Source organism: Allopontixanthobacter confluentis, from assembly GCF_009827615.1.
Lineage (GTDB): Bacteria > Pseudomonadota > Alphaproteobacteria > Sphingomonadales > Sphingomonadaceae > Allopontixanthobacter > Allopontixanthobacter confluentis.
This window is the reverse complement of record NZ_WTYU01000002.1, coordinates 310,117-333,812: the sequence shown is the minus strand read 5'-3', so window position 1 is coordinate 333,812 and position 23,696 is coordinate 310,117. Positions and strand designations below refer to the sequence as shown.

Here is a 23,696-nt window from a genome sequence, read left to right as displayed (position 1 = left end):
CCCATGACCGAATTGCAAAACCGTAAAGACACCAGCCTGTCTGCCATCGCCGCTGCCGACACGCTTGACGCAGTAGAAGCGCTGCGGATTGACGCATTGGGCAAACAGGGCTGGATCAGCCAATTGCTGAAAACGCTGGGCAAGATGAGCCCCGAAGAACGCCAGGCGCAGGCGCCAGTCATTCAGGCGGCGCGCGGCGAAGTGGCCGATGCGCTGGCGCAGCGCAAGCAGGCGCTCGAACATGCCGCGCTGGAGCAGCGGTTGGTGGCAGAAACGATGGACCTGTCGCTGCCCGCGCCTGACAGCCCGCGAGGCACCGTCCACCCCGTCAGCCAGGTCATGGACGAGCTGGCGGAGATATTTGCCGATCTTGGGTTCTCGGTCGCAACCGGCCCTGAAATCGAGGACGAATGGCATAATTTCAGCGCCCTCAACATGCCCGAAAGCCATCCGGCGCGGGCCATGCATGATACATTCTATTTCCCCGACCATGATGCAGATGGCAGGCGGATGCTGCTGCGCACGCATACATCGCCGGTGCAGATCCGCACCATGATCGAAGGCGGCGCGCCGGTGCGCATCATTGCGCCGGGCCGCGTCTACCGGTCAGACAGCGATGCCACCCATACGCCGATGTTCCACCAGATCGAAGGGCTGGTGATCGACAAGGATATTCATCTTGGCCATTTGAAATGGACGCTGGAAACCTTCCTCAAGGCATTCTTCGAGCGCAATGATATCGTGCTGCGGCTGCGTCCGTCCTATTTCCCCTTCACCGAACCATCGGTTGAAGTCGATGTCGGTTTCGCGGTCGAAAAAGGTGCGGACGGCAAGGACCGCCGTGTGCTGGGCGGCAGCGGCGATGCGCCCGGCCACGCGTGGATGGAATTGCTCGGCTCGGGCATGGTCAACCGCAGGGTCATCGAAATGTCGGGGCTCGATCCTGATGAATGGCAGGGCTTTGCCTTTGGCGTGGGTGTCGACCGGCTGGCGATGCTGAAATATGGCATGGACGATCTGCGGGCCTTCTTCGACGGCGATGTGCGCTGGCTGCAGCATTACGGGTTCAGCCCGTTCGACCAGCCGACCCTTTCGGCTGGCGTAGGAGCAAGCGCATGAAATTCTCGCTGACCTGGCTCAAGGACCATCTTGATACTGACGCTTCGCCTGCTGAGATTGCCGCGGCGCTCAACCGCATCGGGCTGGAAGTGGAAGGCATGGAAGACCCGGCTGAACGTCTGGCCGGTTTCCGCATTGCCAGGGTGCTGACAGCTGCGCCCCATCCCGATGCCGACAAATTGCAGGTTCTCACCGTCGACACAGGCGAGGGCGATCCGCTGCAGGTGGTATGCGGCGCGCCCAATGCGCGCGCGGGGATGAAAGGTGTGCTCGGGCTTCCCGGCGCGGTCGTTCCGGCCAATGGAATGGAACTGCGCAAAAGCGCGATCCGCGGGGTCGAATCCAACGGCATGATGTGTTCTGTGCGCGAGTTGGAACTGGGCGACGAACATGACGGCATCATCGAATTGCCCGATGATGCGCCGGTTGGCACCGGATTTGCCGAATATCACGGCGCATCGCCGGTGTTCGATGTGGCGATCACGCCCAACCGCCCTGATTGCATGGGCGTTTACGGTATTGCGCGCGACCTTGCGGCGGCGGGCATCGGCACGCTGAAGCCGCTGCCAGTGCCGCAATTCGCCGTGTCGGGCGCGTGCCCGGTCGAAATCCGCACGGATGATGCGCAAGGATGCCCTGCTTTCTATGGCCGGACGATCAAGGGCGTTACCAATGGCAGTGCGCCTGAATGGATGCAGCAACGGCTGATCAGTGCAGGGCAGCGCCCTATTTCCGCGCTGGTCGACATCACCAATTACGTGATGCTTGCCTATGGCCGCCCGGCCCACGCATATGACACGGCTAAGCTGACCGGCGCGGTAGTGGCGCGGCGTGCGGCAGATGGCGAGACCGTGCTGGCGCTGAATGAAAAAACCTACACGCTGACACCAGAGATGACCGTGATTGCCGATGATCATGGCGTGCACGACATTGCCGGCATCATGGGCGGCGAAGATTCAGGTTGCAGCGACAATACCAGCGAAGTGCTGCTGGAAGTGGCTTATTTTGACCCGGAACGCATTGGCGCAACCGGCCGCGCGCTGGGCCTTACGTCGGATGCCCGGGGGCGGTTTGAACGCGGCGTTGATCCGGCATTCCTTGACGATGGCCTTGCCATTCTGACAGGCCTCATCCTCGACATTTGCGGCGGCGAGGCGTCCGAACCTGTCCATGCAGGCGCGCCGCCAACAGAGCGCAAGACGGTGAACTATACCCCCTGCCTTGCAGAAACGCTGGGCGGTGTCGCCATTGCCGAAGACGAACAGCGCGCAACGCTGGCCTCGCTCGGTTTCGAAGTCGCGGACGACTGGACAGTCACCGTTCCCACATGGCGGCCCGACGTCGATGGCGCGCCCGATATCGTGGAAGAAGTGGTCCGTATCCACGGTCTCGATTCCATCCAGAGCGTGCCGCTGGCTCGCAAGGACGGCGTCGCCCTGCCAACGGCAACGCCGCAACAGGTGCTGGAACGGCGCCTGCGCCGCGCCGCTGCGGCGCGCGGGTTGAACGAGGCGGTCACCTGGTCCTTCCTTCCCACCGCCGATGCATCCCATTTTGCACAGGAAGGCCAGCCCCTGTGGGTGCTGGACAATCCGATCAGCGAAGACATGAAAGCCATGCGGCCATCGTTGCTGCCGGGGCTGTTGTCTGCTGCCCGCCGCAATCTTGACCGCGGGGCCGATGGCCTGCGCTTGTTCGAAGTGGGCCGCCGCTATTTCCGCAACGCTGACGGGTCGAGCGACGAACGTCTCACCCTGGGTGTCATTCTGGCAGGCGATAAATCACCGCGCAGCTGGGCGCAGACAGTCAATGGCGGCAAATCGGCGGCGTTCGATGCCTATGATGCCAAGGCCGAAGCCATGGCGCTGCTGGCAGAGGCCGGTGCGCCGGTGGACAAGCTGCAGGTGATGGGCGACGCGGGGGACCAGTTCCATCCGGGCCAGTCAGGCACCTTGCGCCTTGGCCCCAAGAATGTGCTGGCGCGGTTTGGTGCATTGCACCCGCTGACACTCGCTGCGTTTGATGTGGCTGGGCCGGTTGTCGCTGTGGAACTGTTCCTGGACGCTATTCCTGGCAAAAAGGGCGCCGCCAGCTTTGCCCGTCCCGCCTATTCGCCGCCAGCATTGCAGTCTGTGATGCGCGATTTTGCCTTCCTTGTGCCGGCCAGTCTTCCGGCGGGCGATCTGCTGCGCGTGGTGAAAGGCGCAGACAAGGCCAACATTGTCGATGCGCGCATCTTCGATGATTTCCGCGGCGCTGGCGTGCCCGAAGGCAGCAAATCAATCGCTCTTGAAGTGACGCTGCAACCGGGAGACAAGACCTATAAGGATGAAGACCTGAAGGCGATTACCGACAAGGTCGTCACAGCCGCTGCCAAACTCGGCGCGGAGCTGCGGGGCTGATCATGACTTCCGGCAAAACGTCCAACCGGCGCACCTTCGCCATCATCTCCCATCCTGACGCGGGTAAGACCACGCTGACGGAAAAGCTGCTGCTGCAAGGCGGCGCGATCCATCTTGCAGGGGAGGTCAAGGCACGCGGGCAGGCGCGGCGCGCACGGTCCGACTGGATGAAGATTGAACAGCAGCGCGGCATTTCCGTGACCAGCTCGGTCATGACTTTCGAACGCGAGGGCATCACTTTCAACCTGCTCGACACGCCGGGCCATGAAGATTTTTCCGAAGATACCTATCGCACGCTGACGGCGGTCGATTCCGCGATCATGGTGATCGACGCTGCCAAGGGTATCGAGCCGCAGACCCGCAAGCTGTTCGAAGTGTGCCGTTTGCGCTCCGTGCCGATCATCACCTTTGTCAACAAGGTGGACCGCGAAGGCCGCGATACCTTCGAATTGCTGGACGAAGTGGCCGATATGCTGGCGCTGGATGTCAGCCCGCAAGGCTGGCCCATCGGCATGGGCGGCCAGTTCGAAGGCGTGCTGGATTTTGCGACCAACAGTGTTGCCCGGCCCGAAGGCCCCAGCAAGGAATTTCTGGGCAAGCGGGACAAGGACCCGGTCCTGCCGGAACGCTTTGCCGAAGAAGTGGAACTGGCCAAGGTCGGTTATCCCGAATTTGACTTAGAAGCCTATCGCCATGGTGATCTGACGCCGGTGTTCTTCGGTTCTGCGCTCAAGAATTTCGGCGTGACCGAACTGATCGAGGCGATTGCCAATATCGCCCCGCCGCCGCGCCCGCAGCCGGCTGGCGACGAACAGATCTCGCCCGACCGCGATGAAGTCACTGGCTTCATCTTCAAGGTTCAGGCCAATATGGACCCCAACCACCGTGACCGGATTGCCTTCATGCGGCAGGTGTCAGGCACTTTCAAACGCGGCATGAAGCTGACGCCGTCGGGGCTGGGCAAACCCATTGCCATCCATTCGCCGATCCTGTTTTTCGCGCAGGACCGCGAACTGGCCGATACCGCACAAGCGGGCGACATCATCGGCATCCCCAACCACGGCACCTTGCGGGTGGGCGATACGCTGAGTGAAAACAACACTGTACGTTTCACCGGCCTGCCCAATTTCGCGCCGGAAATACTCCGCCGCGTGGTGCTGAAAGACCCGACCAAGACCAAGCAATTGCGCAAAGCGCTGGACGATCTTTCAGAAGAAGGCGTGATCCAGGTTTTCTACCCTGAAATTGGCGGGCAGTGGATTGTCGGCGTGGTTGGCCAGCTGCAATTGGAAGTGCTGATTTCGCGCCTTTCGGCTGAATATAAGGTGGAAGCGGTGCTGGAAATGGCGCCCTTTGCCACGGCGCGCTGGGTCAAGGGGCCGACAGAGGCATTGAACCAGTTTGAAAGTTTCAATCGCGCCAATCTGGCAAAGGACCGCGATGGCGATCTGGTGTTCATGGCGAAATCGCCATGGGATGTCGGATATCAGGAAGAAAAGAACCCCGACCTTGCATTTTCCGCGACGAAGGAACGGTGACAAAGCGCGCAGCCCGCTATAGCATTGCAATATGGCTGATTTCACTGACAGTTTGACTGCCGATCATATCGCGATGATCAAGCGCCAGCCGGTGTTTTTCGTGGCGACAGCTGCGCAAGGCACGCGCATAAATCTCAGCCCCAAGGGCTATGACGCGTTTCGCATTCTTGCGCCTGACCGCGTCGCATATCTGGATCTGGGCGGATCGGGCAATGAAACCAATGCCCATTTGCTGGCAGATGGCCGCATCACCATCATGTTTTGCAATTTCCAGCAGCCTGCGCTCATCCTGCGAATATATGGAACGGGGCGGGCCGTGCTTCCGGCTGATCGCGAATTTACGCCGCTCGCCAGCCATTTCACCCTTCTGCCGGGTACGCGGCAGATTTTCGATATTGCAGTGTCCAGCGTGCAGACAAGTTGCGGGTGGGGCGTCCCTGTGATGGAGATGGAAACAGAGCGCCAGACGCTGGTCAAATATCATGCCCAGGCAGAAGGTGATGAATGGGCGGTCAAATATGCCGGGCGCACCACCAGCATTGACGGCCTGCCTGCGCGCCCTACTGACCGCTATATCGCCGGGGCGCCTGCCACCGAAACCGAATGACCCGCTGACTTGAAGATCAAATTCGCCAGTTACAACATGCACAAGGGTGTCGGTCTTGATCGGCGCCGCGATCCTGATCGCATCATTTCGGTTCTGCGTGAAATCAATGCCGATGTCATTGCCTTGCAGGAAGCGGACATGCGGCTGGGGGACAGGGCCAGCGTTCTGTCCCGCGCTGCGCTTGATGATACGCATTGGCGGCCTGCGGATGTGGGCAAGCGCCCGCGCAGCCTGGGTTGGCACGGCAATGCCATTCTGGTGCGCCGCGATTTCGAAATTCTCGATGCACAGCCGCTCGACCTGCCCACGCTGGAACCACGCGGCGCGGCGCGGGTGGATATCGGCATCAACGGCCACCGGGTGCGGATTATCGGCACCCATCTTGATCTTTCAGGCCTGCGCCGGCGTGATCAGGCAAAGGCCATTCTTGCCCATCTGGATGATTGCGGCGAGGCATGCCCAACCGTCATCATGGGTGATTTCAACCAATGGGGAGTGCGCGGCGGCGCGATGCAGGAATTTGGCGATGGCTGGAATACATTGCCCACCGGCCGCACCTTTCCCAGCCGGCAGCCCGTAGCGCGGCTGGACCGCATCATCACCTCGCTGGAATGGGACATGGTCGAACACGGCGTCCACCATAGCGCCCTGTCAGCGCAGGCATCCGATCATTTGCCACTGTGGGCTGAACTTTCAATGCCTAAATTAAAGGCAGTGCTTAAAAAATAGGCAAGTAGCGTCCGTTCGGCTTTTCACCGAACAGCCGTTTGTGACGCAAAATCAACCACCTTGCAAAACTGGCACGGCTTTTGCTGAATATGCGAAGCCGGTAATCGTCCGGTTAGAAGCAGGGGGGCTAGATGAAGTTCATCGTTGCCATCATCAAACCGTTCAAACTCGATGAAGTCCGCGAGGCGCTCAGCGCTGTGGGGGTGGCCGGCATGACTGTGTCCGAAGTCAAGGGTTTCGGGCGCCAGAAAGGCCAGACCGAGATTTATCGCGGGGCTGAATATTCCACCAATATGCTGCCCAAGGTGAAGCTGGAAATTGCCACCAGCGACGAACTTGCGCCGCAGGTGGTCGAGACAATCCAGCAAACCTGCACCACCGACAGCATTGGCGATGGCAAGATATTTGTCTTCGACCTGGCTTCGGCCACCCGCATCCGCACCGGCGAGACCGGCGATATGGCCCTATGACTGAGATGAGGGATATGACGATGATCCGTAAAGTTATTTGCGGCGCAGGCGTGCTGGGCACGTCGATGTTCGCCGCCACCGCTGCTTTAGCGCAGGACGCCGCCGAGGCAGTTGCGCCAGTGGCCGCAGAAGCCGCACCGGCAGTGGCCAATCCGGGCAATAATGCGTGGATGATGACCTCCACCATTCTGGTTCTGTTGATGATCCTGCCGGGCCTTGCCCTGTTCTATGGCGGCCTGACCCGGTCCAAGAACATGCTATCCACCATGACGCAAATTGGCGGGGCGGCCACGCTGGCCATGCTGATCTGGGTAATGTGGGGCTATTCCATGGCATTCGGCCCCGAAACGTCAGACGGGCTGATCGGCAATTTCGTATCCAGCGGCAGCCTGTTCCTGTCTTCCGTCTCCACCGAATCCACGGCGGCCACTTTTTCTGACGAAGTTATTTCCGAATATGTCTTTGTCAGTTTCCAGATGACCTTTGCTGCTATCACGGCGGCGCTGGTGCTGGGGGCAACGGTGGAGCGGATGAAGTTTTCCGCGGTCATGCTGTTCACCGCCATCTGGCTGACGATTGTCTATTTCCCGATTGCCCACATGGTCTGGGCAGGCGGCGGCTATCTGTTCAAGCTGGGCGCGCTCGACTTTGCTGGCGGCACCGTGGTCCACATCAATGCCGGTGTGTCAGCACTGGTGCTGGCGATGATCCTGGGCAAGCGCAAAGGCTATCCCACCGAACCCATGCCGCCACACTCGCTGGTGATGACCATGATCGGCACCGGGCTGCTGTGGGTGGGCTGGTTCGGCTTCAACGCCGGGTCCGAACTGGAAGCGGATGGCACTGCCGGTCTGGCGATGATCAACACCTTTGTTGCCACCGCCGCAGGCGCCCTGGCATGGATGCTGATGGAACGTCTGGCAGGGCACAAGGGTTCGGCGCTGGGCTTCTGTTCGGGCGTGATTGCCGGTCTGGTTGCGGTTACGCCAGCGGCGGGCAACAGCGGACCGTTCGGCGCGATCGTGCTGGGCATCATTGCTTCCATCGTTGCCTATTATGCCGTGTCAAAGCTGAAAGCGAAGCTGGGCTATGATGATGCACTGGACGTATTCGGCATTCACGGCATCGCCGGGATCGTCGGCGCCATTGGCACCGGCATCGTTTATCAGCCAATGTTTGGCGGGCCGGGCGATGGTTCCACCGCCATGGGCGAGCAGGTGATCATCCAGATTACGGCGGTGGTTATCGCCATTGTCTGGGCCGCCATCGGCACTGCCATCGTGGCCTACATCGTGAAAGCTGCCATTGGCCTGCGGGTGACGCCGGAAATCGAGCAGGAAGGTCTCGACATCGGCGAACACGGCGAGCGCGCTTACAACTGACCACCAGATTAGCGGGGCCGGGTAACCTCTCCCACCCGGCTCCGCTAACCCATGTTCCTCCTGCGAACATCACCTTGATAAGGGCCGGAGCCAGCCGCTCCGGCCCCTTTTTTGGGCGCGGGGAGAACCATTCTCCTGTGCCTCAGAAACTACACCATCCATCATTCGCACCATCCGGATTGCAAAATCCGGTCGATTGATTCATTTCTTGGGCAAGGGGCAAAGACCCCTGTCAAATGGGAGGAAACGATGATGGCTTTTTCCGCGTCTTACAAAATTTCCGCTATCCGTGCTGCGTTGCTGGGCAGTTGTGCCTGTGCCTGCGCGGCCAGCCCTGTGTTGGCTCAGGAAGAGCCATCGGGACAGAATGTGATCGTCGTGACCGCGACAAAGCGGGCGACCACAGTGCAGGATGTGCCATTTTCCATCAACGCGCAGACGCAGGAAGATTTACAGAAATCCGGCGCGGTGACTCTCGAAGATGTGTCCCGCAATGTGGCCGGCCTGTCTGTCCAGAACCTGGGGCCGGGCCAAAGCCAGGTATCGGTGCGCGGGGTTTCGGCAGGCCAGGTGGTGCGTGATCAGCCCGGCGTGAAAGAACAGGTCGGCGTCTATTTCGACGAATCGGTCATTTCGCTCTCCTTGTTTACGCCAGACCTTGATCTGTTCGATCTGAACCGGGTGGAAACGCTGCGCGGCCCGCAGGGGACGCTGTTCGGATCAGGCTCTGTCGGCGGCACCATCCGCTATATTACCAACCAGCCCAAGATCGGCCAGACCGAAGGCACTGTCGAAGCCAATATGAACCTCGTCGATGGGGATGACATTGGCTATCATCTGAAAGGCGCCGTCAATGTGCCGCTGGGCGACAAGGCTGCAGCGCGCGTAGTTGGCTATTTCACCGAATATGGCGGTTTTGTTGACGCGATTGGCCCTGCTGGGGGCAAGAACATCAATGGCGGCCAGCGTTACGGCGGGCGCATTGCTGTTTCCTTCGAACCGACGCCGGATTTCACGATAACGCCGCGCGTCGTCTATCAGAAAATCGATGTTGACGGGTTCAACCGGCAGGAAATCTACAATCTTTACGCCAATCCCTACACCACCACCCGGCCTGCTGTAACCTTTGACGAGCGCCAGCAATATCTGCTGCTGCGCGAAGGTTTTACGGATGAGACATGGATTGCCGATCTGGTCATGCGGCTGGACCTTGGCAGCGTGGAAGCAACCTCGGTTACATCTTACACCAACCGGGAAATTCTGGTCAGCCGCGATGCGAGTGCGCTGACTGGATCGGTATCGGTCGATCTGGGCTATCCGGATTCCGGCGTGCTGCTGCCGTCCAATCTGCGCGATACGACTGATCTGGAAAGTTTCACGCAGGAACTGCGTTTTGCGTCTGATTATGACAGCCCGTTCCAATGGGTGATCGGCGGCTTTTATTCCAAGACTGACCGGTTTTATCGCCAACGCCTGCCGACCCCGGGTTATGCTGCGGTAACCGATGCGGTGCTGGGGGCTGGCACGTCTGCTGCCGTGGCCAATGGCTTCACCAATCTCGATTCTCCGTATAATGCGGACCTGCCTTATGACATCAAGCAGATCGCCATTTTCGGTGAAGGCACGTATGAACTGACCGATGCGTTCGCCGTGACCCTGGGCGCGCGCTATTACGATTTCGAGGAAGAACGCAGCTTTGTATCGGGCGGCCTGTTTGCCAATGGCGACAACCGCACGGATAAGACCAGTTCCAGCGGCATCAGCCCGCGGCTGTTGCTGAGTTACGATGTCAGCCCCGGCCTGACGCTCAACGCACAGGCATCAAAAGGCTTCCGGCTGGGCGGGGTCAACGATCCGCTTAATATCCCGCTTTGCTCCACCGCTGATGCGGCCCTGTTCGGCGGTTTCCAGGATTATGATGACGAATCGCTGTGGAACTATGAAGTCGGCGGCAAAGCGCAGGGCAATGGCTATTATTTCAACGCTGCGGCTTTCTATAATGATATTAAGAACCTGCAGGTCACGCTGGATGCCGGTAGCTGTTCGTCCCGGATCGTGTTCAACGTGGACAAGGCGCACAGCATGGGCGTCGAGGCCGAATTCGGCATTACTCCGACAGACGGTTTCGACCTGACCTTTGCTGGCAGCCTGATCGAAGCGGAATTCGACACCACTCTGCCAGGTTCATTGACCACCGCCACCGGTATTCGCGAAGGCAACCGCCTGCCGTCGGTGCCGAAATTCCAGTTCTCTGTTTCGGGCAGCTATGAATGGCCGGTCAGCGATGGGGCAGATGCCTATCTTGCGGCGTCATTCCAGCATGTTGGCACGCGCTATACCCAGCCTTCCGATCAGGAACTGAACCCGCGCGTATTTACCCATGGCCTGCCATTTGGCGGGCAACCTGCCGGGGCCACCACCACGGTGGACCTGCAATTGCCATCCTATGAATTACTCAATCTGAGCGCAGGGGTGGATTTTGACGGCGGGCTGTCGGTGATCGCCTATATCAACAATGTGTTTGATGAAAATACGCTGCTGTCGTTTGACCGTGAACGCGGCGGCCGCGCCCGCCTGGGCTACAGCATCGGGCAGCCGCGCACTTTCGGGATGACTGTTCGCAAGAGCTTCTGAACAGACTTCCCGTTCGGTGAAAAAAGGGGAAGGGCGGGCCTGCGGGCCCGCCCTTCCTTATTTGGCCAGCCGAAATCAACCAGCTGAAATTAGCCGGCCAAAATCAGTGGAGGGCTGCCTCGACAAAATCGCCGCAGCGTTCACCAATCATGATGCTGGGCGCATTGGTGTTGCCGCTGATGAGGCGCGGCATGATGCTGGCATCAGCGACCCAAAGATTGTCGATGCCCTTCATGGCAAGCGTGGGGTCCACCACGGCATCGGCATCCGGCCCCATGCGGCACGTGCCAACGGGGTGATAGATGGTGTCTGCCACAGCGCGGATACGCGTTTCGGCTTCGCTGCGATCATCAAAGTTGATCGGATTGCGGTCAACCGCGCCCAGCGTGGACAGGGGCGGCGTTTGCGCAATCCGCTGCATCAGCTTTGCGCCATCAATCAGCAGATCCATATCCCGCTGGTCGCTGAGGAAATTGGGATTGATGGCTGGCGCAGCGGCAGGATCGGCGCTGCTGAGTTTGACCCACCCCCGGCTTTCCGGGCGAAGAACACATGCATGCAGCGAGAATCCGCTTTCTTTCAATTTGTCCCGCCCGTGGTTCTGGATGATGGCGCGGATGAAATGGTACTGCACGTCAGGCGCAGGCGCATCGGGCCGGATGGTAACAAAACCGCCGCTCTCGGCGTAATTGGTCGTCAGCATGCCCGTTCGGCGAAAGCGGTGTTCGACCAGGCCTTTTGCCACGCGCAGGGCTACCTTGAGTGATCCACCAAACAGGCTGGGGTCATCCAGCGTATAACCAGCGACAAAATCGCAATGGTCCTGCAGGTCGGCGCCCACGGCAGGTTTGTCCAGCGTCACCGCGATGCCGTGTCTGGTCAGTTCCGCGCCCGGGCCAACGCCCGACAGCATCAGGATCTGCGGTGACCCAAACGCACCTGCTGACAGCACTACGCCGGCGGCGGCCTGTAAAGTCTGTTGCTTGCCGCCAGTGCTGATAATCACCCCGGTAGCGCGGTCATTCACGATCACGATCCGTTCGACCAGCGCATCGGTCAGCACTTCAAAGTTGGGCTTGCCCGCCAGCGGGTCGACAAAGGCGCGCGCCGCAGACCAGCGTTCGCCATTGTGCTGGGTCACGTCATACAGGCCGAAGCCTTCCTGACGCGGGCCGTTGAAATCATCATTGCGGGGGATTTGCAGTTGTTCTGCGGCTTCCACGAAGGCGGATGCAACCGGGCTTGGTGATATCAGCTTGTTGACGTGCAGCGGGCCGCCTGTGCCGTGCCATTCGCCAGCGCCATGATGGCTGTCTTCCTGCCGCCGGAACACGGGCAGCACATCGTCCCAGCCCCACCCTGTGCAGCCAAGATTGGCCCAATTATCATAATCCCACGGGTTGCCGCGAATATAGACCATGCCGTTGGTCGCGCTGGATCCGCCCATGCCGCGGCCACGCGGCTGATAGCCAATGCGCCCGCCCAGACCTTCCATCGGTTCTGTATCGAAGCCCCAGTTGCTTTTGTCCGGCATCATGCCGACAAGGCCGGGTGTGCGGGTGAACATATGGGTGTTCTTGCCGCCCGCCTCGATCAGGCAGACGCGCCGCTTGCCATCGCGCGCCAGCCGCGCTGCCGCTGCACTGCCCGCGCTGCCCGCACCGATGACGATAATGTCGAACTGGTCCATTTTCTCTCCCTTATTTTGGAAGAGGAGTAAGGCCTGTTTCAGTCGCCCGCAATCGGGTTCTGTTCTGAAACCTTTTGCCGGCTGTCCAGCCAGCGCTGGCGGATCATGTCGGATGTTTCGCGGCTGCCATCATGGCTCCACCCCGGTTCGCGCCACATATAGGAAAACTTGTGCCGCCACGGCGCGCTTCGCACGTCGCGCGCAATGCCGATCCATTCATGAAAAACCGCCCACAAAAGGTTGAAACTGCCCAGTTGGCGGACAATGCCATAACGGATGCGCTGGTCGTCCTGTTCCTGCTGGAATGTGCCGAACAGCCTGTCCCAGATAATGAAGGTGCCGGCGTAATTCCGGTCCAGGTACAGCGGGTTGGTGGCATGATGCACGCGGTGGTGGCTGGGTGTGTTCATCACGCTTTCAAACCAGCGCGGCATCCGGCCGATCGCTTCTGTATGGATCCAGAACTGATACAACAGGTTGATCGCGCCGACAAACAGCACCATCGCCGGGTGGAAACCCAGTAGCACCAGCGGAATGCGGAAGATGAAGGACAGGGCAAAAAACCCGGTCCACGTCTGCCGCAGCGCCGTGGACAGATTATAATGCTGGCTGGAATGATGGTTTACATGGCTGGCCCAGAACCAGCGCACGCGGTGGGCAAAGCGGTGGAACCAGTAATAGCCCAGATCATCCAGTACAAAACACAGCGGCCATGCCCACCAGACCCAGCCCAGATCAAACAGGCGGAACTGGTAAAGCGTCAGCGACAGGGCCAGAACCAGCCCGCCGGTCAAGACGCCGGCCACGGTGCTGCCCAGCCCGAAGGCGAGCGATATCAGCGTGTCACGCGGTTCATAGGCTTCGGGCCTGCGCCTTTGCGCCCAGATCATTTCCAGCACCACCAGCAGCACAAACACGGGGACGGCATAGTCAATCGGGCTGAAATCCGGCATTGTCTCAGGCCCCTATCCTGCGCAGGCTGGCGGCCCATAATTGCGCAGATTTGCCCAGATCCAGTGTAACGCTGCCAAACCGTTTTTCTTGCGTGGCAAGGGTAAGGAAATTCCGGTCCAGCCGTGTGTGAATATGCCCGTCGAGCAGGCGGGCGGCAAAATGGGAACCGTGCCGCCGTACCAGCATGATCCGCCCTTCCGCATCCCGCAGCAGCGCGCCGATGCGGGCGCGGTCAATGACGATGTCTTCGGCCTGGAAACCGCACATTGCATCGTCCGCCAGTGCGCGGGCGTGGTCCTCGTCACGGATGCGGGTATCGCCGCCCAGTTTCATCCGATGGGCCAGCCAGGCAAGGGCCAGAATCGCCAGCAGGGAACCGCCAAATTGCAGCAGCTCGGCCATCATCTGGGCCCGGCTGAATGGATGCTGGTGTTCATGCAAACGCGTTGCCACATCGCTGTATGGCTTGTCGAGGTTTAGGGCCTGTCGGGCTCTGGGCTTGGCGTGACCGCATATAGGGTTTCGCCATCTGGCTTCTTGTGTTCAGCTGTTCTTGCCGGCCAGCATATCCATTGCCGGACGGATAGGGCCCACATCATAGCCTGCGGCCCGTGCCTGCTGTGCCAACTGGTCCGGATCGCCGCCATTTGCGGATTGCGCCAATGCCCACAGCAGGGTGGAACGGGTGCCGGAACGGCAATAGGCAAGCACCTTGCCTTGTGGTTCTGCCAGTGTCCGCTCCAGTGCATCTGCCATTGCGTCCACTTGGCGATGGCTGAAGCCTGCATGCGTGATCGGGATCGACAGAAAGCCGATCCCCTTCTCGGATGCGGCCTGCTGGATGACGGCGCTGCTCAACTGGCCTTCATCTTCATCATCGGGCCTGTTGCAGATGATCAGGCTGACCCCTTGTGCATGGGCAGCGGCAATATCGCCCAGTGAAATTTGCGGGCTGGCCATTACCGAGTCGGATAGGCGGCGGAACTGGTTCATCGGCTTTTGATCCTGTTGAATTATTTCGCAACACTGCTCGGGCACTGCGCGACTCGCAACCATATTGGTGGCTGCCTATGCGAAAATGTCACATTTTTACGCCACTATTGGCGTGGATGTTAAAATGTTCGCGCATAACTCTATTCTGCGCTATGTTGATCACCTCTTTGGTTGGAATTCGGGTATTATCTCGCTCCTACCGCATATGTCCGGCGCGCTTCCCGTCCGCGCATCCGGCATCGAAATGACTGGGCGGCGTGACGAAGGTACGAATTTTATTATGGGTTACGACAAAGGGCGCCGGGGCAGGGGCCGTGACAAGCGCGATGGTTTCGGTGAAGATAGTTTCTCCCCGTTCGGTGGCGAATCCCAAGGTGGATTCGGCGGCGATAATTACGGTGGCGGCGGCGATCGTTTCGGCGGTGGTGGCGGTGATCGGTTCGGCGGCGGCGGCGGTGACCGGTTCGGCGGCGGTGGCCGCGGGCAGGGCGGCGGCGCGCCACGTAGCGGCGGCGGCGGCGGTGGTGCTGGCGGCGGTGCAGGCGGCGGTTTCAACCGCATGCCAGCGCAGGTTGTCGGGACTGGCAAAGGCACTGTAAAATTCTTCAATTCGCAAAAGGGCTTCGGCTTCATTCAGCAGGATGAGGGCGGCGAAGACGCGTTCGTACACATCAGTGCGGTCGAACGTGCCGGTCTTGCTGGCCTTGCTGAAGGGCAGACGCTGGAATTCAATCTGGTTGATCGGGGCGGCAAGATTTCCGCGCAGGACCTGCAGATTGTCGGCGATATCATTCCTGTAACCGACGGCGGCGGCGGTGATCGCCCAGATCGTGGCGGTGATCGTCCTGATCGCGGCGGTGATCGCGGTGGTGAGCGCGGCGGCGCCCCCCAGCGTGAACTGACCGGCGAAAAGGCCACCGGGACAGTCAAGTTCTTCAATGCCATGAAGGGCTTCGGCTTCCTCGTGCGGGATGACGGCCAGCCTGATGCATTCGTGCATATCAGCGCGGTGGAACGTTCTGGCTTGCAGGGTATCAACGAAGGCGAACGTTTCGAGTTCGACCTCGAAGTTGACCGACGAGGCAAGCACTCGGCGGTTAATCTTGTGCCCGTTCAAGACTGACACGTCCGCGAACATCCGGCTCTGATCCGGCTGTTCGCCACTGCATAAACGACGCAAATGGCGGCCCCCAAAGGGTCGCCATTTGTCGTTACGACCCGCTCACCTTTTCCAGCCCTTTATCCCAATTCTTATCACGGCCGGTACCCAGCCCGAATTGGCCCAGAAACAGTCAGGAATTCCCGATGTCGATCACTCCGCTCATGCCAGTTTATCCCCGGTGCGGCGTGCGCCCGGTACGCGGCGAGCATTGCCACCTCATCGATGAAGATGGCACGCGTTATCTGGATTTTGCCAGCGGTATCGCGGTCAATCTTCTGGGCCATTCACACGCGGGTCTGATCGGCGCAATCCAGCATCAGGCCGCAACCTTGATGCATGTGTCCAACCTTTACGGCAGCCCGCAAGGCGAAGCGCTGGCACAGCGCCTGGTTGATCTGACATTCGCCGACACTGTCTTTTTCACCAATTCCGGCGCTGAAGCGGTGGAAGCGGCCATCAAGACGGCGCGCGCCTATCACCAGTCTGCCGGCAATCACGAAAAATATGAACTGATTACCTTCAAGAATGCTTTCCATGGCCGCACCATGGCGACCATCAGCGCGTCCAATCAGGAAAAAATGCACCACGGCTTCATGCCTTTGCTGCCCGGTTTCAAATATTGCGAATTTGATGATCTGGAAGCTGCCAAAGCCCTTATCGGCCCGAACACTGCAGGTTTTCTGGTCGAGCCCATCCAGGGCGAAGGCGGTATTCGCCCCGCATCTGACGAATTCATGAAAGGGTTGCGCGCCCTTGCTGACGAGCATGATCTGATGCTGGTGCTGGATGAAGTGCAATGCGGCGTCGCACGAACGGGCACATTCTACGCCTATGAACAATATGGCATCGAGCCTGATATTCTGGCGACTGCAAAGGGTATTGGCGGCGGCTTTCCGCTGGGTGCCTGCCTCGCCACGGAAAAGGCCGCGCGCGGCATGACCTTTGGCACACATGGGTCCACTTATGGCGGCAATCCGCTTGCGATGGCCGCAGGCACCGCGGTTCTGGATGCTGTTGGCAATGATGAATTTCTCAGCGAAGTGCGCGACAAGGGCGAACGAATTCGTGCGCGGCTGGAACAATTCATCGGCAATTATCCGGATCTGTTCGAACTGGTGCGCGGACGAGGCCTGATGCTGGGCATCAAGATGAAAGCCGAGAGCCGGCCATTTTTCGTCCATCTGCGCGACAATCACCAATTGCTGACTGTGGCAGCGGGCGACAACACTCTGCGCGTACTTCCACCCCTGGTGATTGGCGATGCCGAGATTGACGAGTTTTTTGACAAGCTGTCGGCCGGTGCCGCCAGCTATGAAATACCGGAACAAAGCTGACGCGATGCCACATTTTCTCGATCTGACTGATGCCGGCGGCAATGCCATGGCTGCCATGTTGAACGACGCGCAGGACCGCAAAGCTGCGCGCATATCCTGGCCCAAGGGGCGCATCGACGCTGATGCCCCCTTGGCCGGCCATGTTCTGGCAATGATTTTCGAGAAAAATTCTACCCGGACGCGCGTGAGCTTCGATATTGCCATGCGCCAGTTGGGCGGCAGCGCTTTGATTCTCGATTCAGGTACGAGCCAGCTTGGGCGGGGGGAAAGCATTGCAGATACCGCCCGCGTATTGAGCCGGATGGTGGATGCCATCATGATCCGGACCGATGATCATGCCAAGATTGAAGAAATGGCGCATTATGCCACGGTTCCTGTCATCAACGGCCTGACCGATCGGTCGCATCCGTGCCAGATCGTGGCTGATCTTCTGACAATAATCGAGCAAGGCAAAGCGCTGCCCGGCCTGGAAGTGGCATGGCTGGGAGATGGCAACAATGTGCTGAATTCCATTCTGGAAGCTGCTGGCCTGATGAAATTCAACGTGCGTGTCGCAACTCCGGCCGGGTTTGAGCCAGATCGGGAATTTGTGGAAGGCGCGCGCGCGGGCGGGGCGCAAGTGACTTTGACGCAGGATGCAGGGCGTGCCGTCGAAGGTGCTGACATCATCGTGACCGACACCTGGATTTCCATGGGGCAGGATAATGCCAGCGCCAAGGTGGCGGCCATGGCCCCCTTTCAAGTCAATGAAGCGTTGATGGCAAAGGCAAAGTCTGATGCCAAATTCCTGCATTGCCTGCCTGCCCATGTCGGCGATGAAGTCAGCACCGCCGTGTTCGAAGGCGCGCAGTCGGTAGTGTTTGACGAGGCTGAGAACCGCATTCACGCCCAGAAATCCGTGCTGCTGTGGAGTTTGGGGAAGCTGTAAGAAGTGGCGGGCTTTCAATCGCCACCGCACGCCCCATATTCCGCCGATGATCGAACACAGTGAAACCTATTCCGACCAGCTCTTGAGCTTTACCCTGCCAGAACGTGATGCCCGCGGGCGCATTGTCAGGCTGGATGAGGTGGTGGACGAGATATTGTCCGCCCATGACTACCCGCCGGCAATCACGCATCTTCTGGCAGAAGCGCTCGTTCTCGCCACGCTCATTGGCGGCTTGCTCAAGAACGATGCCGGGCAGCTCACTATCCAGGCCCAGACACAAGGCGGCGTTGTGCGCTTGCTGGTGTGTGATTATCGCGCAGGGGAACTGCGCGGCTATGTCGACTTTGATCGTGAGCGCTTGGCAGCGCTCGGCGCCAATCCCTCGCTCGAAGCGCTGTTCGGTGAGGGATACCTCGCGATCACATTCGATATCGAGGGCGAAAATGGCCGCTATCAAGGTATCGTGCCGCTAGAAGGCGAGACATTGTCTGCGGCGTGCGAAGCCTACTTCATGCAATCGGAACAGGTTCCGACGCTCATTCGCGTTGCCGCTCGCCATGATGGCAAGGGATGCATTTCAGGCGGTTTTCTTGTCCAGCATCTGCCTGAAGGAGAAGAAGGGCGGGAACGTATTCATGCGCGTCTGAACCATCCGGAATGGGAACATGTCGCCATTTTGTCGGGCAGTATCCGGCACGAGGAACTGATCGACCGCGAATTGTCACTCGAAGCGCTGGTCTGGCGGCTGTTTCACGAAGAAGATGAAATTCGTGTGCAGCAGGGCGCCTCGCTGGTCCGCGGTTGTAGGTGTTCAGCGGATCATTATCAGCAGGTTATCAGCGGTTTTCCGGAAGCCGAGAGGATGGATATGCGGAATGATGACGGAAATATCGAGGTGGACTGCGCCTTCTGTTCCAAGATTTTCACGATCGACGCCTGAACCATTCATCGCAATTCTGGAACGCTTTAGCCACAGCGGACTTTATGCTATGATTATCTGATATTTTTTCAAACCGGAGTTCGAGCAATGCAATTCAAAGGGCTGGCTGGCCGATTTTCAGCCGCGATCTTTGGGGCATTGCCGCTGCTCGTTCTGCTCGTCCCGGCGCAGGCGCAGGCACCTGGGCTGGCGATGCTGGACCAGCTGGAGCGTGGGCAGTGGGAAGTGCGCTTCCGCGAAACAGGTGCAAAGCGCGACATTTGCGTCCGTAGTGGCCGCGAGTTCATCCAGCTCAAGCACGCTGGCAACAAGCAGTGTTCACACTATGTTGTCGAGGGTGGCCAGCAACAGGTGACTGTCCAGTACACTTGTGCCGGGAATGGCTATGGGCGGACCAATATCCGCCGTGAAACGCGCGATATCGTGCAGATTTCCAGTACGGGCATGGTGAATTCCCGTCCGTTTGAATTCGCTGCCGAGGCGCGCCGGACGGGAACCTGCAACTAGTTCTGGTCCCCGCCGCGCAGATCACATAATTTCGTGCCCCGCGATGCAGCCCATTGTGCAGACTGTTAAATCCGCCTAGCCAGACAATGATGGTAGCCCAGCACAATGGACAGACAAGGCCAGCGGTAGTTCTTTTATCGGGCGGCCTGGACTCAATGGTCACCGCCGCGATCGCGCAAGAGCGTGGCTTTGACCTCTTTGCTCTCACCATAGACTATCAGCAGCGGCACCGGGTCGAACTTGATGCAGCGCGGAACATCGCGTCCAGTCTCGGGGTGGTTCGCCATGTCGTGCTACCGCTCGATCTCAGCATTTTTGGCGGATCAGCATTGACGGCCGACATTGATGTTCCAATGGATGGGGTGGGGCAGGATATACCTGTCACCTATGTCCCGGCAAGAAATCTGGTCTTTCTGTCACTGACACTGGCGTGGGCTGAAGCAGTCAATGCGCGGGACATTTTCATCGGGGTGAACGCGCTCGATTATTCGGGCTACCCGGATTGCCGACCAGAATTCATCAAGAGCTTCCAGGACACTGCCCGTCTTGGCACCAAGGCGGGGATAGAAGATGGCGGGTGGCACATTCATGCCCCGCTTCAGCATATGACCAAAGCTGACATTGCGAAAGAAACCGCCCGGCTTGGCTTGGACCCGGGATTGAGCTGGTCTTGTTACAACCCACAACCAGATGGTCGCGCATGCGGATTGTGCGACAGTTGCCGTTTGCGGCAAAAAGGTTTCAGAGACGCCGCGATTGAGGATGGGATAAATTATGTCGACACCGCAGACTGAGCTGACCAATCCTCAATCAGGTGCCGCGCACGACGCCGCGCATGACCCGGTGAATGACAAGGTTCCGACTTACAGTTGGTATGCGCTCAGCGTGTTGGTGCTGATCTATGTGCTGAACTTTGTCGACCGGCAGATTCTTTCCATTCTTGCCAATGACATCAAGGCGGATTTAGGTCTGTCAGACGCGGATTTGGGCTTTCTTTACGGAACTGCCTTTGCGGTTTTTTATGCACTTTTCGGCATCCCACTCGGCAAACTGGCAGATAGCTGGCACCGTGTGCGGCTTATGACCGTTGGATTGGCTGTGTGGTCCTTCATGACGGCCGTATCGGGTTTTGCGCGAAATGGTGCGGAACTGACAGGTGCGCGGATTGGGGTGGGTGTTGGCGAAGCAACCGCCAGTCCTTCGGCCTATTCGCTCATTTCGGACTATTTCCCTGCGCGGTTACGCGCGACCGCTTTGGCGATCTATTCTTCCGGCCTGTACATTGGCGGCGGCATATCGCTGCTGATTGGCGGCCTGGTCGTCGAAAACTGGAATGCAGCCTATCCTGATGGGGGCCCCCTGGGCCTAGCCGGGTGGCAAGCCGCTTTCGTGGCTGTCGGCCTCCCGGGACTCCTGCTGGCTGTGTGGGTCATAACCCTCAGGGAACCGGTGCGTGGCGCAATCGACAATATGCCGACGCCCTCTGACCCGCATCCCTTCAAGGGCTTCATAAACGAGCTGTTTACGGTAATTCCGCCGTTCACCTTTGTCGGAGCAGCCCGCCGCGGCGTGGCCGCCCTGGCGGTTAACATTCTGGCTCTGGCGCTGCTGGGAATAACAGGCTGGCTTTTGACGCGCTGGCTGGCGTCGGGCGAAGGCAGCTTCATCGCTTCAATATCTGATCAATGGCTGTTCCTCGGCGTCGGCTATTATTCGGTCTTCAGTTTCGCTACCGCATTGCGCGCGCGCGATTTGCCGACCTTCCGCCTGACGTGGGGGTCGCCCGCCTTCTTATGCGTCATTCTGGGATACGGCCTCGTTGCCTTTATGGCTTATGCTTCTTCATATTGGTCTGCGCCTTATGCAGAGCGTGTTTTTGATGTCAGCAAAGCCGAGCTTGGCTGGTGGCTGGGTGCGCCAAGCGCGCTGGCCGGTTTCCTGGGGGTCATTGGCGGCGGCCGGCTTGCGGATTATCTGTACGAGCGCTTTGAGGCAGGCCGGGTTTTCGTGATCCTGTTCGGACTTATTGCCCCGATCCCAGTTGTGCTGGTCTTGTATACGACATCGGATGTGACCGTATTTTTTGTGCTCGCCTTTATTGCGCAGGCACTGACCGCGTCCGCTCTGGGGGCTGCAGCAGCGGCAAGCCAGGCACTGGTACTGCCGCGGATGCGCGGGGTCGCCACAGCAACATTTTTCCTCGCGACAACGCTCGTTGGCCTCGCACTTGGTCCCTTCACTGCAGGATATGTCTCCGCAGCTAACGGTGATGATCTTTCGAAAGGCGTACTCGCTACGCTCTGGGTCACCCCGCTTGGGTTTGCCCTGCTGGTGGCTGCGATCAAGCTGGTACCCGAAGCAGGGCGCACATTGGTCAATCGGGCAAAAGAAGCTGGCGAGGCTGGCTTATAGCTTCTTCAGAACACCGCAGGCGATACGCGAGCCAGCGTCGCCGGAAGGGTCTGTTCGGTAATCGTCAGCGCCTGCATGAACCACGACTGCGATGCCATCTGCATCGAACAGCCATGCCATGATTTCTGAACGCTCTCCCGCCAGATCGATAGTGGCAGACGCTGTCCGAGAATTGCCCACTTCAAGGTTCGGCATGTCCCCCACGTGACTGCCATTCGGGCTTAATTTGCCATGATCCTTGTTGGTGGGGTTCAAATGTCCGCCAGCTGATGTGAAATCAGGCCTGACGCATGAACCGGTTGTATGGAGATGCAGGCCGTGTGCCCCTTCAGAGATTCCGGTAATGGCCACAGCTAGAGAAAGCTGCTGTCCGGCGGCCACAAGCTGGGCCGTTCCGGCTGGCGCTCCATTCGAAAGGGTCAGCGTAGCCGAAGCTAGACGTTCCGTCGGAAGCTGGTTCGCGGCCATGCAGCCGGACAGGCTCGTGGCTCCAATGAGGATTGCCAATATCGATTTTGCAGCCATGACCATGTCTCCTGAGGGCGCTTGAAAAAATCTCTCTGTCACACCCCAACGAAAAAGGGGCCGGATTGCTCCGGCCCCTTCTTGAAAAAAAATTCGCTTTCGCGAAAATTACATGCCCGAACCCGGGCCGTAGGTAACTTCCACACGACGGTTCTGCAGTTCGCGAACGCCGTCGGCAGTTGGCACACGAAGCTGGGTTTCGCCAAACGCTTCGCTGGAGATACGAGTGCCAGGTACGCCGCGGCCACCAAGGTATTCCCGAACCGAATCGTTACGACGCATTGCAAGGCCCTCGTTGTAGACCTTGGTGCCCGACGTGTCGGTGTGACCTGCAAGCATGACTGCTGCAGTGCCGCAATTGCGGTATGCCGACACAGCGTTGTCAAGGATGGTAGCAGCTTCAGGCGTAATGTCTGACTGATCCCAACCGAAGAACACGATGTACGGGCCCTTGTTGCAAGGTGGTGGTGGTGGTGGTGCCGCAACAACCGGTGGTGGTGGTGGTGGCGGTGCCGCAACAACCGGCGCAGCAACTGGAGGAAGAATTTCTTCACCACCAAAATTGAACGTCAGCGTACCGAGGATCGAGTGCGAACGGAACTTTGTGTCCAGATCACGGCCGAACGTGTCGACGAGGTTGACACCAGTTGCGGTGAAGAAGCGATACCGAAGACCAACGTCAATGTTGTCGGTCAGTGGAGCGCGAACACCAGCAAGGCCCTGATACGCAAAGCCGCTATCGGAATCATCAAACGCGCCAGGGCCGTTTGTAGTGATTGTCGAATTCACGTCAGTACGAGCAACGCCCACGCCACCGCCGACAAAGCCCTGAAGGCCATCATCAGCGCCGAAGTCGAGCAAGCCGTTCAGCATGAAGCTGAGAACGTTTGCACTGCCATTAGCATCGTAGCTTCCAGCAGTAGCCGGAATGCCTGTAATTCCCGAAGCAACGCCGGAGTTGCCGACGATCAGCTTGTCAATGTCAGCATCGCGATAGCTGGCTTCTGCTTCGAGACGGAATGCACCGAAATCATAGCCTACGATACCACCGAAGTCGTAACCATAGTCAAAGTCAGCAGTGACAGTGTCAACGCCATTGTTGACGTCGAAATCGATGTCTTCAACGAGCATTGGGCCGCCGCCCAGTTCAACATACCACTGGCCATCACGAGCGAGAGCTGGTGATGCGAGGGCCGTAGAGGCCATCGCCATTCCTATGACGAGTTTCCGCATTATGAATTCCCCTTATACTTACAAAAATAAAGCCACCGAGTGGCGGTTTTCTAACTTTTCCCCTGAGCGGTGGCAAGCAACCATTGTTCCCAAACTGTTGCAAGAAGGCATCTATCGGCCCAGTTTGGTCTGAAAAC

General features: G+C 59.0%; 21 protein-coding genes. 15 read left to right on the top strand and 6 right to left on the bottom strand.

Annotated elements, in window-relative coordinates:
* Positions 1-3 precede the first annotated feature (3 nt).
* The 8 genes from pheS (at position 4) to GRI44_RS09875 (ending at position 10,881) form a co-directional block, all read left to right on the top strand.
* The gene (pheS, locus tag GRI44_RS09910; RefSeq protein WP_160601643.1) at positions 4-1,119 is read left to right on the top strand and encodes a phenylalanine--tRNA ligase subunit alpha; all 1,116 of its coding nucleotides are present in this window, start codon (positions 4-6) and stop codon (positions 1,117-1,119) included.
* Positions 1,116-3,521, top strand: coding sequence for a phenylalanine--tRNA ligase subunit beta (pheT, locus tag GRI44_RS09905; protein WP_160601642.1), 2,406 nt, complete (start codon positions 1,116-1,118; stop codon positions 3,519-3,521). The genes pheS and pheT overlap by 4 nt, the downstream gene beginning before the upstream one ends.
* 2 nt (positions 3,522-3,523) lie before the next feature.
* Positions 3,524-5,059 carry a peptide chain release factor 3 gene (locus GRI44_RS09900; protein WP_160601641.1) on the top strand — a complete coding sequence of 512 codons (1,536 nt, stop codon included), beginning with the start codon at positions 3,524-3,526 and terminating at the stop codon, positions 5,057-5,059.
* A gap of 31 nt (positions 5,060-5,090) precedes the next feature.
* Positions 5,091-5,666 carry a pyridoxamine 5'-phosphate oxidase family protein gene (locus tag GRI44_RS09895; RefSeq protein ID WP_160601640.1) on the top strand — a complete coding sequence of 192 codons (576 nt, stop codon included), beginning with the start codon at positions 5,091-5,093 and terminating at the stop codon, positions 5,664-5,666.
* 9 nt (positions 5,667-5,675) lie between these two features.
* Positions 5,676-6,395 (top strand): endonuclease/exonuclease/phosphatase family protein, encoded by a 720-nt coding sequence (locus GRI44_RS09890; protein ID WP_160601639.1) that lies wholly within the window; start codon positions 5,676-5,678, stop codon positions 6,393-6,395.
* A 131-nt stretch (positions 6,396-6,526) separates the two neighbouring features.
* Positions 6,527-6,865 (top strand): P-II family nitrogen regulator, encoded by a 339-nt coding sequence (locus GRI44_RS09885; protein WP_160601638.1) that lies wholly within the window; start codon positions 6,527-6,529, stop codon positions 6,863-6,865.
* A gap of 20 nt (positions 6,866-6,885) precedes the next feature.
* Positions 6,886-8,247 carry an ammonium transporter gene (locus GRI44_RS09880; protein ID WP_160601637.1) on the top strand — a complete coding sequence of 454 codons (1,362 nt, stop codon included), beginning with the start codon at positions 6,886-6,888 and terminating at the stop codon, positions 8,245-8,247.
* Positions 8,248-8,499: 252 nt separating this feature from the next.
* Positions 8,500-10,881, top strand: a complete 2,382-nt coding sequence (locus tag GRI44_RS09875; RefSeq protein ID WP_160602325.1) for a TonB-dependent receptor — start codon at positions 8,500-8,502, stop codon at positions 10,879-10,881.
* 103 nt (positions 10,882-10,984) lie between these two features.
* Here GRI44_RS09875 and GRI44_RS09870 read toward each other — a convergent pair whose 3' ends face one another.
* The 4 genes from GRI44_RS09870 to GRI44_RS09855 all read right to left on the bottom strand — a co-directional run bounded on the left by GRI44_RS09870 (position 10,985) and on the right by GRI44_RS09855 (position 14,518).
* The gene (locus tag GRI44_RS09870) at positions 10,985-12,571 is read right to left on the bottom strand and encodes a GMC family oxidoreductase (protein WP_160601636.1); all 1,587 of its coding nucleotides are present in this window, start codon (positions 12,569-12,571) and stop codon (positions 10,985-10,987) included.
* A gap of 38 nt (positions 12,572-12,609) precedes the next feature.
* Entirely contained in the window at positions 12,610-13,524 is a 915-nt protein-coding gene (locus GRI44_RS09865; RefSeq protein WP_160601635.1) for a sterol desaturase family protein, read from the bottom strand.
* A gap of 4 nt (positions 13,525-13,528) precedes the next feature.
* Positions 13,529-13,930, bottom strand: a complete 402-nt coding sequence (locus GRI44_RS09860) for a hypothetical protein (protein ID WP_160601634.1) — start codon at positions 13,928-13,930, stop codon at positions 13,529-13,531.
* A gap of 138 nt (positions 13,931-14,068) precedes the next feature.
* The gene (locus GRI44_RS09855; protein ID WP_160601633.1) at positions 14,069-14,518 is read right to left on the bottom strand and encodes a TIGR01244 family sulfur transferase; all 450 of its coding nucleotides are present in this window, start codon (positions 14,516-14,518) and stop codon (positions 14,069-14,071) included.
* Positions 14,519-14,798: 280 nt separating this feature from the next.
* On the opposite strand from GRI44_RS09855, the gene GRI44_RS14075 reads away from it, so the two are divergent.
* From GRI44_RS14075 to GRI44_RS09820, 7 genes are all read left to right on the top strand, one after another.
* Entirely contained in the window at positions 14,799-15,641 is an 843-nt protein-coding gene (locus GRI44_RS14075; RefSeq protein ID WP_160602324.1) for a cold-shock protein, read from the top strand.
* Between the two features lie 182 nt (positions 15,642-15,823).
* Complete coding sequence (locus GRI44_RS09845) at positions 15,824-17,014, top strand: aspartate aminotransferase family protein (protein WP_160601632.1); 1,191 nt, start codon at positions 15,824-15,826, stop codon at positions 17,012-17,014.
* The gene (argF, locus tag GRI44_RS09840) at positions 16,992-17,942 is read left to right on the top strand and encodes an ornithine carbamoyltransferase (RefSeq protein WP_232843099.1); all 951 of its coding nucleotides are present in this window, start codon (positions 16,992-16,994) and stop codon (positions 17,940-17,942) included. The genes GRI44_RS09845 and argF overlap by 23 nt, the downstream gene beginning before the upstream one ends.
* Before the next feature lie 46 nt (positions 17,943-17,988).
* Complete coding sequence (gene hslO / locus GRI44_RS09835) at positions 17,989-18,882, top strand: Hsp33 family molecular chaperone HslO (protein ID WP_160601631.1); 894 nt, start codon at positions 17,989-17,991, stop codon at positions 18,880-18,882.
* 87 nt (positions 18,883-18,969) lie between these two features.
* Positions 18,970-19,389 carry a DUF3617 family protein gene (locus GRI44_RS09830; RefSeq protein ID WP_232843098.1) on the top strand — a complete coding sequence of 140 codons (420 nt, stop codon included), beginning with the start codon at positions 18,970-18,972 and terminating at the stop codon, positions 19,387-19,389.
* Between the two features lie 89 nt (positions 19,390-19,478).
* On the top strand, positions 19,479-20,183 hold the full coding sequence (gene queC / locus GRI44_RS09825) for a 7-cyano-7-deazaguanine synthase QueC (RefSeq protein WP_160602321.1): 705 nt from the start codon (positions 19,479-19,481) through the stop codon (positions 20,181-20,183).
* A complete protein-coding gene (locus tag GRI44_RS09820; protein ID WP_160601630.1) occupies positions 20,164-21,801 on the top strand; it encodes an MFS transporter in 1,638 nt (545 codons plus the stop codon). Before queC ends, GRI44_RS09820 begins: the two co-directional genes overlap by 20 nt.
* Here GRI44_RS09820 and GRI44_RS09815 read toward each other — a convergent pair.
* Positions 21,796-22,326: a superoxide dismutase family protein gene (locus GRI44_RS09815; protein ID WP_160601629.1), complete on the bottom strand. Its 531-nt coding sequence runs from the start codon at positions 22,324-22,326 to the stop codon at positions 21,796-21,798. The genes GRI44_RS09820 and GRI44_RS09815 overlap by 6 nt on opposite strands.
* A gap of 108 nt (positions 22,327-22,434) precedes the next feature.
* Complete coding sequence (locus GRI44_RS09810) at positions 22,435-23,559, bottom strand: OmpA family protein (protein ID WP_160601628.1); 1,125 nt, start codon at positions 23,557-23,559, stop codon at positions 22,435-22,437.
* Between the last annotated feature and the right edge of the window lie 137 nt (positions 23,560-23,696).